This window comes from Roseateles saccharophilus (assembly GCF_031458095.1).
GTDB classification, from domain to species: Bacteria; Pseudomonadota; Gammaproteobacteria; order Burkholderiales; family Burkholderiaceae_C; genus Pelomonas; species Pelomonas saccharophila_A.
Genome location: NZ_JAVDXU010000002.1, coordinates 1,265,355 through 1,283,161, shown reverse-complemented (window position 1 = coordinate 1,283,161; position 17,807 = coordinate 1,265,355). Strand labels below are relative to the sequence as shown.

General features: G+C 68.3%; 13 protein-coding genes. 7 read left to right on the top strand and 6 right to left on the bottom strand.

Annotation, left to right across the window (positions count from 1 at the left end):
- Positions 1-27 precede the first annotated feature (27 nt).
- A complete protein-coding gene (locus J2X20_RS18760; RefSeq protein WP_310267682.1) occupies positions 28-873 on the top strand; it encodes an oxidoreductase in 846 nt (281 codons plus the stop codon).
- Positions 874-923: 50 nt separating this feature from the next.
- Here the strand turns inward: J2X20_RS18760 and J2X20_RS18755 are convergent, their stop codons facing one another.
- Positions 924-1,760, bottom strand: coding sequence for a hypothetical protein (locus J2X20_RS18755; RefSeq protein ID WP_310267680.1), 837 nt, complete (start codon positions 1,758-1,760; stop codon positions 924-926).
- An 82-nt stretch (positions 1,761-1,842) separates the two neighbouring features.
- Entirely contained in the window at positions 1,843-3,309 is a 1,467-nt protein-coding gene (glpK, locus tag J2X20_RS18750; RefSeq protein ID WP_310267677.1) for a glycerol kinase GlpK, read from the bottom strand.
- A 22-nt stretch (positions 3,310-3,331) separates the two neighbouring features.
- Here glpK and glpD point away from each other — a divergent pair, with 22 nt between their 5' ends.
- Complete coding sequence (glpD, locus tag J2X20_RS18745) at positions 3,332-4,813, top strand: glycerol-3-phosphate dehydrogenase (RefSeq protein WP_310267672.1); 1,482 nt, start codon at positions 3,332-3,334, stop codon at positions 4,811-4,813.
- Here glpD and J2X20_RS18740 read toward each other — a convergent pair.
- Positions 4,797-5,468: a hypothetical protein gene (locus tag J2X20_RS18740; RefSeq protein WP_310267669.1), complete on the bottom strand. Its 672-nt coding sequence runs from the start codon at positions 5,466-5,468 to the stop codon at positions 4,797-4,799. The genes glpD and J2X20_RS18740 overlap by 17 nt on opposite strands.
- A 55-nt stretch (positions 5,469-5,523) precedes the next feature.
- Between J2X20_RS18740 and J2X20_RS18735 the strand changes: the two genes are divergently transcribed.
- Positions 5,524-6,486, top strand: a complete 963-nt coding sequence (locus tag J2X20_RS18735; RefSeq protein ID WP_310267666.1) for a DMT family transporter — start codon at positions 5,524-5,526, stop codon at positions 6,484-6,486.
- Between the two features lie 130 nt (positions 6,487-6,616).
- Here J2X20_RS18735 and J2X20_RS18730 read toward each other — a convergent pair whose 3' ends face one another.
- The 3 genes from J2X20_RS18730 to J2X20_RS18720 form a co-directional block, all read right to left on the bottom strand.
- Positions 6,617-9,496, bottom strand: coding sequence for a carbohydrate-binding protein (locus J2X20_RS18730; protein WP_310267663.1), 2,880 nt, complete (start codon positions 9,494-9,496; stop codon positions 6,617-6,619).
- 262 nt (positions 9,497-9,758) lie between these two features.
- Complete coding sequence (locus J2X20_RS18725) at positions 9,759-10,523, bottom strand: metallophosphoesterase (RefSeq protein WP_310267661.1); 765 nt, start codon at positions 10,521-10,523, stop codon at positions 9,759-9,761.
- A 123-nt stretch (positions 10,524-10,646) separates the two neighbouring features.
- On the bottom strand, positions 10,647-11,408 hold the full coding sequence (locus J2X20_RS18720) for a UPF0149 family protein (protein ID WP_310267657.1): 762 nt from the start codon (positions 11,406-11,408) through the stop codon (positions 10,647-10,649).
- Between the two features lie 219 nt (positions 11,409-11,627).
- Here J2X20_RS18720 and J2X20_RS18715 point away from each other — a divergent pair, with 219 nt between their 5' ends.
- From J2X20_RS18715 to J2X20_RS18700, 4 genes are all read left to right on the top strand, one after another.
- Entirely contained in the window at positions 11,628-14,168 is a 2,541-nt protein-coding gene (locus J2X20_RS18715) for a TonB-dependent receptor (RefSeq protein WP_310267655.1), read from the top strand.
- A 45-nt stretch (positions 14,169-14,213) separates the two neighbouring features.
- Positions 14,214-15,470 (top strand): MFS transporter, encoded by a 1,257-nt coding sequence (locus tag J2X20_RS18710; protein ID WP_310267651.1) that lies wholly within the window; start codon positions 14,214-14,216, stop codon positions 15,468-15,470.
- Positions 15,467-17,035 (top strand): alpha,alpha-trehalase TreF, encoded by a 1,569-nt coding sequence (gene treF, locus J2X20_RS18705; protein WP_310267648.1) that lies wholly within the window; start codon positions 15,467-15,469, stop codon positions 17,033-17,035. Before J2X20_RS18710 ends, treF begins: the two co-directional genes overlap by 4 nt.
- A 78-nt stretch (positions 17,036-17,113) precedes the next feature.
- Positions 17,114-17,797, top strand: a complete 684-nt coding sequence (locus J2X20_RS18700) for a CAAX prenyl protease-related protein (RefSeq protein WP_310267645.1) — start codon at positions 17,114-17,116, stop codon at positions 17,795-17,797.
- Positions 17,798-17,807: the final 10 nt, after the last annotated feature.

Sequence of the window (17,807 nt, the reverse complement as noted above, 5' to 3'; positions counted from 1 at the left end):
GCAACCCACTGACCTACGGAGCCCACCATGAATGCCAACACCCGCCCCACCTGGTTCATCACCGGCGCCTCGTCCGGCTTTGGCCTGTCCTTCGCCAAGTACGCGGTGGCCCAGGGCTATAACGTTGTCGCCACGGCGCGCCAGCCGGCTCGCCTGGCCGCCCTGGCCGAGAGCCATCCCGAGCGCGTCCTCGTGCTGCCGCTGGACGTGACCGCCGCCGGCGACGCCGAGCGCGCCACGGCCGCCGCGCTGGCCCATTTCGGCCGCATCGACGTGCTGGTCAACAACGCCGGCTACGGCATCGTCGGCGCCGTCGAGGAGACGCCCGACGCCGAGCTGCGCGCCCAGATGGAGACCAACTTCTTCGGCGCCGTCGCCGTGACCCGCGCCGTGCTGCCGGGCATGCGCGAGCAGCGCAGCGGCGCTATCGTCAACCTGTCCAGCATGGGCGGCCAGCTGTCCTTCGGTGGCTTCGGCGCCTACTCGGCCTCCAAGTTCGCGCTGGAAGGCCTGTCCGAGGCCCTGGCCCAGGAGGTCGCCCCCTTCGGCATCAAGGTGCTCATCGTCGAGCCCGGCGCCTTCCGCACCGGCTTTGCCGGCGCCGACGTGCTGCGCCAGATGCCCGTGCTGGCGGCCTACGACGAGATCGTCGGCGGCACGCGCAGCTTTGCCAAGGGCATGGATGGGACGCAGGCGGGTGATCCGGACAAGGCGGCAGCCGCGATTGATCAGGTGCTGAAGGCCGAGGTCACGCCGCTGCGCCTGCAGCTGGGTGCGGATGCGATCGACGCGGTGCGGGCGCACAGCGAGCAGTTGCTGAAGGATCTGGCGGCGTGGGAGGCGGTGGGGCGGGCGACGGCGGTGGATGCCTGAGGCCATCGATCGATTACGTGGCGGGCCACAGAGCCCGCCGATAGCCCTAGTCAGAGCCCCTCGTATTTGCCGTCTTGATCAACGTAGAGGACGCTGACTAGGAACCAGCGCTGGTCAATTTTCTTGAGGTGGTATTCGTAGTCGTGCGCCATGGCAAACGTCCCGATGACCTGGGTGTGCCGCGTCTTGACGAGACAACGGTCCGACATTGGTTCAACGCTGAGAACGACCTCCCGCTCGTTGTCATGTGACGAGTCGCTGCCAAAGGCAATAGGCTGGTGCTGAATACCTGGAGGGCAATACTTCGCCATCAGCAACGCATATGCGGATTCCGCCATGTCGAGGCCAGCATCGGATTCCCGTTCGGATGCGTTGTTGGCGAAGGTGTTCCAGCTTTCATAGTCGGCGATGTAGGCGCGGATCAACTCTTCCGGCCCAAGGCCTTCGACAGACACCTCAGATAAACGGAACACGAGCTGCTCGGACGCCTGATCTCCAGAGGCTGGCTCCGAATCCCGTTCGAGAGCCCTGCCCCAGATACTGACGATCCCCTCAAAGCGCCCCGGGTCAGTTGCGGAGATGCGTATCGAGGTTGGAATTACGCTCTTGCCCTCATACGTGGGCGTCGCCGTGTATTTGTGGACCAAGCCCTTCTCGGCCATGGGTCTGATGGTGTTCAGATCCAGGCGAGTCTTCAACTCGATCGCAAATGCCGGAACGTAGACGACATTCGGTGGCACGTCCTGCCCGCCAAATTCCATGGGCAGAAGGAGCAGCTTCTTAAGCTCGCCTCGCTTGCAAAGCTCCTCGGCCTTCTGGCGGGAATCGACGCGCCGATAGTCCGGGCCAGTCTTCGGCGCACCCAGTCGCCTTAGCCATTCGAGCACGGTCTTCTCCTCTAGCTCTGCTCAACATGCCAACCAAACGCAAAGCCGCTTCGAGCTCCTCGCGTCCGTAGCAGGCTCGCGATCATGCGGCCAACACCTGCCTCACCGCCCTGTCCCACGCCGCCAACCTCGCCCCCGCCTCATCCCGGGACATGCGCGGCTCGAAGGCACGGTCCAATTGCCAGATGGCGCCGATCTGCTCCGTGGACTCGTAGAGGCCGACGCCCAGCCCAGCCAGCAGCGCAGCACCCAGCGCCGTCGTCTCGATGACCTTGGGCCGCAGCACCGGGATGCCCAGCAAATCGGCCTGGAACTGCATCAACAGGTCGTTGGCACTCGCACCGCCGTCAACGCGCAGTTCGGTCAACCGATCCGCGGCATCGACATCCGCATTCATCGCCGTCAGCACCGCCGCGCTCTGGAAGGCAATGCTTTCAAGCGCCGCGCGGGCGATATGGGCCTGGGTCGTCCCGCGCGTCAGGCCCAGCAGCGCACCACGCGCATCGGGCCGCCAGTAGGGTGCGCCGAGGCCCGCAAAGGCGGGCACGAACATGACGCCGCCCGCATCAGGCACGCTGCTGGCCAGCGCCTGTACCTCGCCGCTGCCGCCGATGGCCTTGAGCCCGTCGCGCAGCCATTGCACGACGGCACCGCCGACAAAGACGCTGCCTTCCAGCGCGTACTGCGCCGTCGCATCGACCTGGGCCGCACGCGTCGTGATGAGGCCTTGCGTGGAGGTGCGCGCCTGGGTGCCGGTGTGCATCAGCAAGAAGCAGCCGGTGCCATAGGTGTTCTTGGCCTGGCCGGGGGTCAGCGCCGCCTGGCCGAACAACGCGGCCTGCTGGTCGCCCGCGATGCCGGCAATCGGCACACCGAACTCGGTGGCTTGGCCAAAGACGCCGGACGAAGGCCTCACCTCGGGCAGCAGGCTCTTCGGAATGTCGAAGGCCGCCAGCAGCTCGTCGCTCCAGTCGCCGCGATGGATGTCGTAGATCAGCGTGCGCGAGGCATTGCTGGCATCCGTCGCATGCACCTTGCCATCCGTCAGCTTCCACAGCAACCAGCTGTCGATGGTGCCGAAGGCCAGCTCGCCGCGGGCGGCGCGTTCGCGAGCGCCGGGCACGTTGTCCAGCAGCCAGCGCAGCTTGGTGGCCGAGAAATACGGGTCCAGCACCAGGCCGGTCAGCTCGCGCACGCGGGGCTCCAGGCCCTGAGCCTTCAGTTGCTCGCAGAAGGCCGCCGTGCGCCGGTCCTGCCAGACCAACGCCTTGTGCAGGGGCTGGCCGGTCTTGCGGTCCCACAGCACGACGGTCTCGCGCTGGTTGGTGATGCCGATGGCCGCCACCTTGACCCCCGCCTTGGTCACGGCCTCGCGGGCGCATTCGACCTGGTGGGTCCAGATCTGCTGGGCATCGTGCTCCACCCAGCCCGGCTGGGGGAAATGCTGGGGCAGTTCGCGCTGGGCTAGCGCAAGCAGCCCGCCGTCGCGGCCGAAAACTAGAGCGCGCGAACTAGAGGTTCCCTGGTCCAAAGCCAGCAAGGCATCCATGGCTGTCATTTAGAGTGGTCGTATGGACGATTTTGACGTCGTGGTGGTGGGGGGCGGCATCAATGGCACGGGACTGGCCCGCGACCTGGCCGGCCGGGGCTGGCGCGTGCTGCTCGCCGAGCGCGACGACCTCGCGTCCCACACCTCGTCGGCCTCCACCAAGCTCGTGCACGGCGGCCTGCGCTATCTGGAGACCTATGAGTTCTCCCTGGTGCGCAAGGCCTTGCAGGAACGCGAGGTGCTGCTGCGCAGCGCGCCTCATCTGATCCAGCCTTTGCGCTTTGTGCTGCCGCATGCGCCGCATCTGCGCCCGGCCTGGATGATCCGCGTCGGCCTTTTCCTCTACGACCACCTGGCCCGCCGCGAGCTGCTGCCGGGCTCGCAGGGGCTGCGCCTGGCCGGCAGCGTCTATGGCGCACCGCTCAAGCCCGAATTCACACGCGGCTTCGTCTATTCCGACGGCTGGGTGGACGACGCCCGCCTCGTCGTGCTGAACGCGCAGGACGCGCAAGCCCGCGGCGCCGAGGTGCTGACGCGCTGCGCCGTGACGCAGGCGGTGCGCGGCAAGGATGGCTGGCAGGTCACGCTGCAAAACGGCCGCCAGCTGCGCAGCCGCGCCCTCGTCAACGCTGCCGGGCCCTGGGCCGAGCGCTTCCTGCGCGACCACACCCAGGGCGGCAACGGCCAGCCGCTGCCGGCGCGCGGCCTGCGCCTGGTCAAGGGCAGCCACATCGTCGTGGACCAGCGCTTCACCCACGACCACGCCTACATCTTCCAGAACGCCGACGGTCGCATCATCTTCGCCATCCCCTACCAGGAGCGGTTCACACTGATCGGCACGACCGACGTCGAGCTGCCCGAGCATGAAGACCCGCCGTCGCGCGCGACCATCGCCGACGACGAGGTGGCCTATCTCTGCGAGCAGGCCAGCCGCTATCTGGCCCAGTCGGTCAAGCCGACCGATGTGCTGTGGACCTATGCCGGCGTGCGCCCGCTGCTGGATGAAGGCGGCTCGGCCTCGGCCGTCACGCGCGACTATCTGCTGGAGGCCGACAAGGACGGCGGTGCGCCGCTGCTGAATGTCTGGGGCGGCAAGCTGACGACCTATCGCAAGCTGGCCGAGGACGGTGCGACGCAGATCGGCGAACTGCTGGGCGATGCGCGCAAGCCCTGGACGGCAGGTACCCAGCTACCGGGGGGCGACCTCAGCGCGCATGGCGTGAACATCGACGCCTTTGCCGCCGAGCTGCAGGCCGCCTATCCCCACCGTGCCGGCGTGCGCCGAGTCGCCCGCGCCTATGGCAGCCGGGCGTGCGAGCTGCTGGCCGCGCCGACGGGAGCCGAGATTGCACCGGGCCTGTTCGAGTCCGAGCTGCGCCATCTGGTGGAGAAGGAATGGGCCATCAGCGCCGATGACGTGCTGTGGCGGCGCAGCAAGCTCGGGCTTCACTACACGCCGCAGCAGCGCGAGGCGGTGGCTGCCTGGTTCAGAACGCGATCTTGAAGCCGACCGTGGTCAGCCGTGCGCGCGGACCATTGACCTGTCGGCCATAGGACGCATCGACAAACACCCGCTCCGGCACCAGCACCAAGCGCAGGGCCGCATTGGCCCAGGGCTTGCCGCGATCGTCGCCGAAGACCTCGGCCATGGGCTGCCAGCGCCCGCCTTCGCCAAAGCCGCCATGTTCGATGGCCAGCGCCCAGGTCGTCGTTCGCCTGCGCCCCATCTCGTCGCGCTGGTGGCCCAGGTTGACGTGCAGGGTCAGGTCGCGCGTCAGCGGCGCGCTGCCGACGAGGATCAGCCCCGCGCTGCTGCGCCGCCACACCGTTTCGACGTGCCGATGCGACAGGCTCCAGGCCAGCGTCAGCTGCGCATCGCCGTCAGCCCAGGTGCTGCTGGCGAGCAGGGTCTTGCCGTACAGCGCCAGCTCGCGCGGCCGGATGACGTTGAGCGCCACCTCGGTGCCCCAGCCGATGCCGCAGCCGAGCTGCAGGCCGGTTTGGCGCTGGCCGGTGCCGTCCAGGCGCCAGTCTCCATGGGCGCCCTCGAGCTCGCAAGCCTGCGGGTCCATGACGGCGGCGTCCTCGGCCTGAAGAGGTCGGCCGGCCTGGGCCGAACAGGCGAAGAGGGCGAGGCTGAGGGCGAAGGCGGGGCGCATGCGGAGAAAGAGCCTAGCGCCTGGCTGTGACTCCGGCATGGGGGAAGATGCCTGCATGTTGTTTGGATTGCTGTTCGCCCTTGCTGCCGGGCTGATGTGGGGGCTGGTGTTTGTCGCGCCCGTGATGTTGCCGGGCTATGCCCCCGCCTTGTTGACGGTGGGCCGCTACTTGGCCTTCGGCCTGATCGCCCTGCCGCTCGCCATGGCTCTGGACCGTCGCGCGCTGCGCGAGCTGCTGCCGGGCGACTGGTGGGAGGCCGCCAAGCTCAGCCTGGTCGGCAACTTCCTCTATTACCTCTGCCTATCGGCCGCCATCCAGCGCGCCGGCGCGCCGCTGCCGACCATGATCATCGGCACGCTGCCGGTCGTCATCGCCATCTGCGCCAACCACCGCAACCGCGTGCGCGACGGCCATCTGCCGTGGGCGCGGCTGGCGCCGTCTCTGCTGCTGATCGCGGCGGGTCTCGCCTGCGTCAATCGCGACGAGCTGGCCGTGCTGCAGGCCGAAGCCGGTGACCCGCGCCGCTATGCCGAGGGAGCGCTGCTGGCCATCGCGGCCGTGGCCTGCTGGACCTGGTATCCGATCCGCAATGCCGACTGGCTGCGCGCGCACAGCGACCGCAGCCCGAGGGCCTGGGCGACGGCTCAGGGCCTGGTCACGCTGCCGATGGCTCTCGTCGGCGTGCTGCTGCTCGCCGTCATCTACCTGATGGCGCCGGACACGCTGATTCCGGCGGACTACGCCTTTCCCCTGGGCGACAGGCCGCTGGCCTATGTCGGCCTGATGGCAGCCATCGGCTTGTGCTCGTCCTGGCTGGGCACGCTGTGCTGGAACGAGGCCAGCCAAAGGCTGCCGACCTCGTTGTCGGGGCAGTTGATCGTCTTCGAGACCCTGGCCGCGCTGGCCTACGCGTTTGCGTGGAAGCAGCGCATGCCGCCGCCGGCGACTTTGCTGGGCGTGGCCCTGCTGATCGCCGGCGTGGTCTGGGCTTTACGCATCAAGCCCGTCAAAACCTGAAGCCCCTCGTCCAAGGAATACCTTGGCCGGTCCCCCGAGGGGACGGCGATGCTCGCGGCATTGAGCCGCGAGCACATCGCCGAGACGGGCCGGCTCGGGAGCGGCCCAGCGCTCGGCCCGAATGCATCGGTTAGAACCCCGAGTTGCCGGTGCCGCGGTTCAGCACGAAGCCGCCCGTGTTGCTCAATCCACCCTGGGCCGCACCGCTGACCGTCACGTTCTGGAAGGTCGCATTGCCGCCCGACTTGATCTGGATGCCGTAGGTCCCGGCCCCGGTGATCGTCACGCCATCGAACAGCGCGCCCTGCACCTGGTTGGGTCCGCTGATGTAGATGCCGGAATAGGTGCTGTCCTGGATGACGAGGTCCTTGATGACGAGGGGCGCGGTGATGCTCGACGTGTCGGCGAACAGGAAGAGAGCGCCAAACTGATCGTTCCAGTTGGGCTCGAAGCCGCCGGTGCGCACCAGGGTGTTGCCGGTGATGCGCGTCGTGCCGCTGAAGGGCACGGGGCTGAAGCGCGAGCTGACCGTGATGCCGGACGAGCCGACCACCGTGTCGCTGATGACGTTGTACTCGGCCCGGTTGCCATTGCCGCCGTAGATACCGATGCCATTGGCCAGCACGGGCGACTGCACGGTGTTGCGCAGATAGGCCGAGTTGGTCACCGCGGCGCCTTCCGAGAACATGGCCAGCGCGTCGTCACCGGTGTTGCGCACGACGCTCTGGTCCATGACCACGTTCTGCACATTGGCGTGGATGTTGACGCCGTCGGCGAAGGTGTTGCGGATGCGCAGGCCGCTGGCGTAGAGGCCGTTGGTGCCCGAGTCGATCCACATCCCGACCTTGGTGTGCTCGAACCACAGGTTCTGGAACATCGAGCCGGTGCCGAAGTTGCCCTCCAGCGGCGCGTCGGTCAGCACCTGACCGTCGGGGTCGCGCAGCGTGACCTTGCCCAGCATCAGAAAGTCGGCCAGCTTGACGTTGCTGCCCGTGCCGTAGAGGCCGCCATGGCCGTCGTTGCCCAGCTCCACCGTCGAATACCAGGGGCCGGCGCCGCGCATCGTCACACCGGAGATGTTGATGCGCGAGCTCAGCTTGAAGGTGCCCGCCGGGATCCACACGACACCGCCCGAGGGCTGGGCCGCCGCGATGGCCTGCTGGAAGGCCGACGTGGCGTCACCCCCGCCGGACACCGCGCCGTAGCTGGTGATGGAGAAGGCGCCCGCCGGCATGGCGTAGGCGGCGGGGATGACCTCGGTCTCGATGAAGTCGATGTCGTACCAGGCCGCAGTGTTGCCGCTGTCCTTCTGCAGCTTGAACACGGTGCCGGCCGGGTAGCTGGCCAGCGGCACATGGATCTCGTCGTAGAAGTGGCGCGGCGTGCCGTCCGACGGCACGCCGCGGAAGGGGTAGGCGCCATAGACCCAGGCATAGGTCGACGTCAGGTTGAGGTCCTGCACTTTGGTCCCATTGGCGTAGAGGGCCAGCGTCGCCGACTGGCCACCACCGCCCGGCGCGTCGGGGATGGAGTAGCGCAGCACCAGGGAGTTGGTCGGCTGGGTCGTCGTGAAGCTGACCTGATGGCCGGTATTGGCCAGGCGCACCAGGCTACGGCCGCTGGACTCTGACTGCACGGTGAAGGGCGTGCGGCTGGCTGTCAGCACGGTGGCATTGGTCGATGCCGTCTCGGCTTCGTAGAGCGTCGTGCGCACGGTGGCGCCGCGGGCAGCGGCGGTCAGCTCGCCCGCCACGCTGAGGCTGTCGATGCCCACATCGGGGCCGGCCGATGCTGCGGCCAGGCCGACGGTGTTGTGACCGGTGCGCAGTGTCAGCGGCAAGCTGAGCGTCGCCCAGGTGCTGCTGGCCGGAATGCTGACGGTGCCCACCCTGGCAGCGTTGACGATGACGTCCAGCGTGCGGGCACTGCCGCTGGTGTTGAGATAGCGCAGGCTCGCCGTGGCGCTGCCGTCACCGCTCATGAAGACGGTACGGATGGCACGTGCGCCGTTGGCGGTGAAGCCCGCCGCGTAGCCGCTGCCGTTGTAGCCGGTGACCGAGGTCGACACCGCGGCGCCGCCAGACATGAACCAGGTCTCGGCTTTAGCCGGCGTGACATTGGGGTTGCCACCCCCAGTGACGGCCGCGACGTCCAGCGCATCGAGGTTGACGTTGCCGCTGTCGCTGGTCGTGAACTTGTAGGCCACGGTATGGGCGCCGGCGCTCAGCGTGACGGTCGAGGTCTGCGCGGCCCAGCTGTCCCAGTTGGCCGTGGCGGGCAGGCTGACCTGGCCGGCCGAGACGCCGTCGACGTAGACGGTCAGCGTCTTGGCCGCGCCGGTTCCGTTGGCGTAGCGCAGGCTCAGCGAATGGCTGCTCGTGCTCGCGGCCGTCACGCTGAAGGCGACCTGGGCGTTGCCCTTGTTGCCATCGGTGAAGCCGCCGACAAAGCCGCTGCCCTGGTAGCCGGTGTGGTCCGCCGCCACGACGGCGCCGCCGCTCAGCGCGGCGTTCTCCGCCTCCCGGCCACCGCTGCCGGTGACGACGGCGTCGACATCCAGCTTGTCCAGGTTGACGTTGCCGCTGTCGGCGCTGGTGAACTTGTAGGCGATGCTGTGATTGCCGGCGGTCAGCACGACGGTTGTCGTCTGCACCAGCCAGTCGTCCCAGTTGGCCGTGGCGCCCAGGCTCACCTGGCCCTTGGACACGCCATCGACGTAGAGCGTGAGTGTCTTGGCCGAGCCGGTGCCGTTGGCGTAGCGCAGCTTCAGCGTGTAGTTGCCGTCCGTGGCCGCGTTGACGGTGAAACTCGTCTGCGCGTTGCCCTTGTTGCCGTCGACGTAGCCGCCGACGAAGCCGCTGCCGGTATAGCCGGTGTGGTCGGCCGCCGTGGCGGTGCCGCCGCTGAGGGCGGCGCTCTCGGCCTGGAAGGTGGCTGCATGGAGGGTGGTTGCCAGGGCCAGGAAGGGCAGGCAGGCGATCAGGCGCCGCAGCGCCGGTTGGGTATGCATCGGTTTGTCTCCGTAGTGGTCTTCACGAGACCCGTCTAGCGCGGGCCGAAAACCACTCTAGGGACGTCGACGGCGCCGTTCGCGATGCCCCGGCAGGCCGCAAGGGCTGAAGCTTCAAAACCTTGGGAAGGCTTCAGGGTGGCTTCAGATTCGCCATAGGCCGCGGATGCTTCACCACTGTCTCTCCCGGACGGAAACGACGCTTGGTAACGCGACCCCAGGACATTCACCGATGCGGCCACAGGCGGTCGCGTTGCTGGGCTCAGGCCGGCAAGACTTCGAACACCCTTTGCCCATTGAAGCCATCGGCTTCGCCACGCTTCGTGTGGCCGCGCGCGTTGCTAACGATGCGCGTGTCGCCGATGCGGTAATCGTGGCGGCAATGCAGATGGCCGTGGATCCAGAGGCTGGCGCCCGGCAGCAGGTCTTCGTCGTCGTTGCAGAAGCTGGCCGTGCCGGGCTCGCGGCCGTAGCGCGGGTCGGCGCTCTTGAGACTCGGCGCGAAGTGGGTGATGGCGACGGTGGCGTCCCAGTCACCCGTGCGCTGCAGCTCGTCGGCCAGCCAGGCGCGCTGTTCGAGTGCCAGTTCACGCACCGCCTCGACACCGAAGGGCTCACCATGGCGCGTGGATTGCATGACGTTCTGGAAATAGCCGCCGGCCCGCATTGCGCGGTCGCGGCCTGAAGGACCGAAGGCGTCGAAGTCGCACCAGCGCGTGCAGCCGACAAAGCGCACGCGCCGGCCCTGGGCATCGGCCATGACGACGGACTCGTCATCCAGCATGCGCAGGCCGACCGCCTTCACGTGGGCGCGCAACGCCTCGCGCGCCTCGTCCACGTCGCGGCGGTCGTACTCGTGGTTGCCCGGCACGAAGAGCACCGGCACGGGCCAGCCGCGGAACAGCTCGAAGCTGCGCCAGGTCGTGTCGATGTCACCGGCAAGGATCAGCAGCTCGGCGCTTGGAGCCGGTACAGGCTCGAACGCCTCCGTCTCCAGGTGCAGGTCAGATAAAAGTTGCAGCTTCAAGTTAGCGGTCCGCGCAAAGCGCCGGGCCCCATCCAGCGACTCCCGCTGATCCGGCTCTGCCGGTCGGCTGGGAGTGCCCCCTTGAGGGGGCGCGCGCAGCGCGTAGGGGGTGGGCTGGTGTCGTCAGTTGGAACCGTGACAGACCTTGTACTTGCGCCCCGATCCGCAAGGGCAAGGGTCGTTGCGCCCCACCTTGGGCGTGTCGCGCTTGATGGTCTCGACGCGATAGCGCTCGGCCTCCGTCAGGTCGGCCAGGTCGGCCACCGTGACGACGAGCTCCTCGATGGCGTCGTCCAGATCCTTGAGCGGATGCTCGCGGTTCAGCGTCGCGACGACTTCCTTTTCCTCGGGCGTCTCGGCCGGCAGATGACGGTACAGGCGGGCCATCGCGGCGCTGACGTCCTCGTTGGGCATGTCGGCCAGCTCGGGGAAGCACAGGGCCGCATGCTGGAAGCCGGCCACCCAGGGCATCAGGGCGCGCGAGATGGGGCCGAGGGCGTCGTAGCTGGCGCGGGCCGAGCGTTCCTCTTCGGTCGCATCCTCGGGCAGGGGCTCGGGCGCCTGCTCTTCGTCCACTTCCAGGATGACGGGGTCGAACCAGCCGTCCTCGACGAGACCACGGTTCAGCGCGGCGTGGCGGCGCTCGACGAGCTGGGTCAGCTTGTCCAGCCAGCCGGCATCCACCGTCTCGGGCAGCAGGCCGCCGTCGTAGTCAAAGATATTGGGCAGCCACTCGTCGGCCTCGATGAGGCGGGGCTGCACGATGACGCCGCAGAGATAGCCGTCCAGCATGGAGGCGTCCAACGGCTGCAGGGGCTCGGGCGTGGCGGCAAGGAGTTCGTCGAGTTCGGCGAACTCGGCGTCGGTGAGGTCATGGGTGCTCATGGGCGCGGATTGTCGGGGTTTGCCCCCGGCGGGCAAGCCGGTGCGCCGAAAACCTTCAACCCCCTAGAACCGCAATCGATGTCATCGATGTCAACGATCAACCACATTGGTAAAAACCCAGATGACATCGATAACATTTGCCCTCAAAGTCCAGTCCATCGAAAGTGGCGACGGCCGCGCCGGCTTTCGGGATCGATAACAACCATTGGAGACCCACAGATGTACAAGCCCCATGCCGCGCCGCGCGCCGGCGCCCGCTCCTTCTTCCGCCCGCAGCTGATCGCCCTGGCCGCCGCCGTGCTGTGCGGCAGCGCCTTCGCCCAGGAGGCCAGCCCTGGCGCCAAGCCCGCCGCAAAACCTGCCGCAGAAGCGCCCGAAGTCAAGGAACTCGAAGCCGTCGTCGTCACCGGCACGGCGCGCCGCGAAGGCGTGCGCAAGCTGGAAGCCGGCTTCTCGATCACGACCGCCACCGAAGAGCAGATCAAGCAGGCCGCGCCCACCAGCACGGCCGACATCCTGAAGACCGTGCCCGGCGTCTTCGTCGAGACCTCCGGCGGCCAGGCCGGCGCCAACATCCGCGTGCGCGGCTTCCCGACGCCCGGCGACGGCCCCTACTCGACCTTCCAGCTCAATGGCGCGCCGCTGTACCACCTGCCCACGCTGAGCTTCTTCGAGCATTCCCAGCTGTTCCGCCTGGACGACACCATCGACCGCATGGAAGTGCTGCGCGGCGGCCCCAGCCCCATCTTCGGCAGCGGCCAGCCCGGCGTGACGGTCAACTTCATCCAGAAGGACGGCCGCAATCCCGAGGCCGGCCTGCGCGTGACGACGGGAACCGGCAACCTCAAGCGCGTCGACGGCGTCTATGCCGGCAAGCTCAGCGACCAGTGGAACATCATGGTCGGCGGCTTCTGGCGCGAGAGCGACGGCGTGCGCGACACCCAGTTCCCTGCCGACAGCGGCGGCCAGGCCAGCGTGGTGCTGAGCCGCAAGCTCGACACCGGCAGCCTGCAGCTCTATGCCCGCGCGCTGCGCGACCGCAACGCCTTCTTCACGGCCATTCCGGTGGTCGGCTCGGCCGACGGCAAGAGCGCGTCCAGCTACCCCGGCTTCAATGCGCTGAAGGACTATTTCTACGGCAACGAGCTGCGCAATATCGTGCTGGAGACCGGCCGCGCCACCGGCCGCACCCTGCCCAATGGCAAGCCCGAGATCCAGCGCGGCACGGTCACCAAGGACCTGGCCGACGGCCGCGGCGCCGATGTGCAGACCTATGGCGCCAACCTCGACACCAAGCTGGGTGACTGGACGCTGACCAACAAGCTCAGCCACACCACCGGCGACACGCCAACCTACGCCCTCTTCTCCGGCGCCAACCCGCAGACCCTGTCCAGCTACATCACTTCGCAGGTCACGGCCGCCAATGCCGACGCAGCTGTCGTGGCCGCCGCCGGCCGCGCCGCCACCACCGGCAGCGCCACCTTCACCAATGGCGGCGGCACGGTCGCCGGCAGCACGCCCGTCATCGTCAACGGCATGTGGGCCGTGGACAAGGCGCTGCGCTCGACCAGCAACGAGACCCGCATCTCGCGCGAGATCGCGCCGGGCAACAACCTGACCCTGGGCCTGTACCTGGCCGGCTACAGCTCGCATGACGTCTGGACCCTGGGCCAGGCCCAATTGATGACGGTGCAGTCCCACGCCCGCCTCGTCGACGTGGTGCTGGACAACGGCGTCAAGGCCTCGCGCAACGGCTATGTCACGCCGCCCTTCTCCTTCGATCTCGATGCGAGCTACAGCGGCAACACCCGCGCCTTCTTCGTCGCCGACGAGTGGCAGCTGACCAAGGAGCTGCGCGTGGACCTCGGCGCCCGCCGCGAGACCCAGCGCATCACCGGCACGATTGCCAACGTCAGCAACGGCGACCTCGATGCCGACCCGACGACGATCTACAACAACAACCTGTCCTACTTCAACGGCAGCAACACGCTGATCGACAGCAAGCTCAGCCGCAGCTCCTTCACCGGCGGCGCCAACTACGCCTTCACGCGTGAGTTCAGCGCTTTCGTGCGCGTCAACAAGGGCCACCGCCTGCCCGACTTCGACGTGCTGCGCGGCCGTGGCGCCAACGAGAGCAAGGACTCTGTCGAGGACATCACCCAGTTCGAGATCGGCCTGAAGACCGCCACCAAGCTCTACAGCGCCTTCCTGACGGCCTACCAGAACAAGCTGACCAACTCCCAGACCCAGCAGTTCACCAATGCCGGCAACGTCGTGCTGCGCCCCAACAGCAAGGCCACCGGCCTGGAGTTCGAGCTGGCCCTGCGCCCGGGCTATGGCTTCGAGATCGCCGCCACCGGCAACTTCCAGGACGCCAAGTACAAGGACTTCCAGCAGTTCACCGGCAACCGCGTTGAGCGCGCACCGAAGTTCCAGGCCCGCCTGACGCCGAGCTGGCAGACCCAGACCGGCTTTGGCCAGCTGCGCACCTTCGCCACCTTCAGCCACGTCGGCGAGCGCTTTGCCGACCAGACCAACACGCTGAAGCTGCCGGCCTACCGGACGATTGATGCGGGCGCCGTGTTCTCCATGGATAACGGCCTGGAAGTGCGCCTGACCGGCACCAACCTGACCAACAAGATCGGCCTGACGGAAGGCAACTTCCGCGTGCCGGGTCAGGCCGCCGGCCAGGACGGCGTCTTCCTCGCGCGGCCGCTGTTTGGCCGGGCCTATGAGCTGAGCGTCGGCTTCCAGTTCTGACGAGGCGCCAAGATGGCGACGCCTGAACTCCAAGCTGCCCTCGACATGACACAACCTTCAACCCTCCCGGCGGTGCCCCTGTCGAGCGGTGGCCTGCGCATCCGGCTCGCCATCATCCTGACCTATATGCTGTTCGGCGCCCTGCTGAACAGCGTCGGCGCGGTCAATCTGCTGGTCGTGCAGACCCTGGGCGTGCCGCGCGCCGAGGCCGCGCTGCTGGACGCGTGGAAGGACCTGCCCATCGCGCTGACGTCCTTCCTCGTCGCCTCGCTGCTGCCGCGCCTCGGGCTGAAGAAGTCCATGCTGCTGGCCTTGGCGGGCGTTGGCGCGGCGTGTCTCGCCATGCCGGTGCTGTCGGCCTTCTGGGCCATCAAGCTGCTGTTTTGCACCCTCGGCGCGGGCTTCGCCCTGGTCAAGGTCTCGGCCTATTCCATGATCGGCCTGGTCACCCAGGACCGCGCCGGCCATGCGCGCTTCACCAACCTGCTTGAAGGCCTCTTCATGGTCGGCGTGCTGGGCGGCTTTTTGCTGTTCAGCCAGGCGGCACATGCCGAAGGCAAGGGCTGGCTGCAGGTCTACAACCTGCTCGCCGCGCTGGCCGCCGGCGCCTTTGCGCTGCTGCTGTTCAGCCCGCTGGACGAGGGCCCCATCCAGTCGCCCAACACGACGCTGCGCGAAGACCTCGTCGCGATGGCGCCGCTGCTGAAGCTGGCCCTGGTCGTGGTCTTCCTGCTGTCGGCCTTCCTGTACGTGCTGATCGAGCAGGGCATCTCGACCTGGCTGCCCAGCTTCAACAACGAAGTGCTGCATGTGCCCACCGCGATGAGCGTGGGCCTCGCGGTCATCATGCCGGCGACGACGGCACTCGGCCGGTTGACCAGTGCCGCCGTCATCGGCCGCCTGGGCTGGTTTGCCGTCGTCATTGCCTGCCTGGTCGGCATCGCCTGCCTGATCCTCGTGGCCCTGCCCATGGCCAAGGGCGCGCAGCCGCTGACCGGTGACGTCGGCTGGCTCAACGCCCCGCCCGCGGCCTATCTGCTGCCGCTGACCGGCCTGCTGCTCGCTCCCATCTACCCGGCCATCAACTCCGCCATGCTGAGCGCGCTGCCGCAGCGCCAGCACGCGGCCATGACCGGCCTCATCGTCGTCTTCTCGGCCCTCGGCGGAACTTTGGGCAGCTTCATCACCGGCCGCCTCTTCGTCGCCTTCGACGGCACCACTGCCTTCGGCCTGCTGCTGGTGCCCGTCGCGGCGCTGGCGGTCTCGCTCACCCGGCTGCGCCGGCATCTCGCATCGTCATGACCTCCCGTTCCCAGCGCCCCGGCGACCTGCTCGCCACCGCGCCCGTCCACGCCGTCGCCCCCGCCCATACCGCGGCTGCCACGCCCCATGAGCTCTATGGCGAACTCTTTGTCGCCGTGCAGATGACGCGCGTCTTCGGCGACGGCAAGAGCTTTGTCGACGCCCGGCCCAAGACCGTGCCCTCGCTGATCCGCGCCCGCTTCGAAGCCGAGCGCCGCCTGCCCGGCTTCTCGCTGTCCGACTTCGTGCATGCCCATTTCGAGCTGCCCGGCCACGACGCCGCCGTCGGCCCGCGCCTGGGCATCCGCGAGCACATCCGCGCGCTGTGGCCACTGCTGGTGCGCGAACACGCCCAGGCCCAGGAAGGCGAAAGCCTGCTGGCCCTGCCCCGGCCCTATGTCGTGCCCGGCGGGCGCTTCCGCGAGCTGTATTACTGGGACAGCTATTTCACGATGCTCGGCTTGGTGGCCGATGGCCGGCGTGACCTGGCCGAGCACATGCTCGCCAACTTCGCCCACCTGATCGCGACCCATGGCTTCATCCCCAACAGCAGCCGCAGCTACATGCTGAGCCGCTCCCAGCCGCCCTTCTTCTTCCGCATGGTCGAGCTGCTGCATGCGGACGACCCGGCGGCCGGCTTCGCAGCCCATCTGCAGTCGTTGCAGGCCGAGCACGCCTTCTGGATGGCCGGCGAGGCCACGCTGGCACCCGGCCAGGCCCATCGCCGTGTCGTGAGCACGCCTGAGGGCGCCCTGTTGAACCGCTATTGGGACGACCGCTGCACGCCGCGCGAGGAGAGCTGGCGCGAGGACGTGCTGACGGCAGAAGCGGCCAAGGGTCGCACGCCCACCGAGGTCTGGCGCGACCTGCGCGCCGGCGCGGAGAGTGGCTGGGACTTCTCCGGCCGCTGGTGCGCCGACCCCGCCGACATCGCGACGATCGAGACGACAGCGCTGGCACCCGTCGACCTGAACGCGCTGCTGGCCGGTCTGGAGAACGCCATTGCGCTGGGCGCCGCCCGCAGCGGCGACACCGCCACCGCTAGCGACTTCGAGGCCCGTGCCGCCGCCCGCCGCCTGCTGCTGCAGACGCGCTTCTGGCGCGCCGACGCGGGCCATTTCTCCGACTTGAACTGGCGTGACGCCACCGACCCGCGCCCGCTGACGGCCGCCGCCCTCGTGCCCCTGTACCTGGGCATCGCGACGCAAGCCCAGGCCGACGCCATGGCCGCTCAGGTGCAGCGCCATCTGCTGGGTACCAACGGCCTGCTGACCACCGCCCTGACGACGGGTCAGCAATGGGATGCCCCCAACGGCTGGGCGCCGCTGCAATGGATGGCGGCCCAGGGCCTGCTGCGCTACGGCCATACCGCCCTGGCCCGCGACATTGCCGCGCGCTGGTGCGCCAGCGTGCATCGCGTCTACCTCGCCACCGGCCGGCTGCTGGAGAAGTACGACGTTGCCGAGGACAAGCCCGGCGGCGGCGGCGAGTACGAGACCCAGGACGGCTTTGGCTGGACCAACGGCGTCTTCGCCGCCTTCAAGGACGGCCTGCTGCGCCCCTAGTTCCTGCCCTGACCCCTGAGGGTTGGGGGGCCGGCAGGCCTCGGTCTGCCGTGACCTCGGGCTAAGCTGGGTTCCGACATGCCTGCCGACACCCCCGCGCTCAGCCCCGCCGCCCTCGCCCGTTGCATTCCCTTCCTCGTCTTCATGGCCCTGCTGGCCCTGCGCGGCTATCTGCCCGCCGACTTGGGCCTGGATGCGCGCTGGATCTATGGCGTCCAGGCCGTCGTCGTCGCCGGCTTGCTGGCCTGGTACTGGCGCGGCTATGGCGAGCTGGCGCGCCAGAACCTGCCCGAGGCGCGCGAGACCGGCTGGGCCGTCGTCGTCGGCATTGCCGTCTTCGCCGTCTGGATCCAGCTCGACGCCCCCTGGATGCAGCTCGGCACGGCCACGGCCAGCTTCGTGCCCTTGGACGGTGCCGGCCAGCCGATCTGGACGCTGATCGTGCTGCGTCTCCTCGGTGCCGCCCTGGTCGTTCCCGTCATGGAGGAGCTGTTCTGGCGCAGCTTCCTGATGCGCTGGGTGCAGCACCCCGCCTTCGAGCGGGTGGACCCGCAGGCGGTGGGCATGAAGGCCGTCGTCGTATCCACCTTCGTCTTCACGCTGGCCCACACCCTGTGGCTGGCCGCCGTCGTCGCCGGCCTGGCCTACGCCTGGCTCTATCGCCAGACCGGCAAGCTGTGGACGGCCGTCATCGCGCATGCGGTGACCAACGGCATGCTGGGCATCTGGGTTATTTGGACCGGGCGTTGGGAGTTCTGGTGAGAAGGGCCAG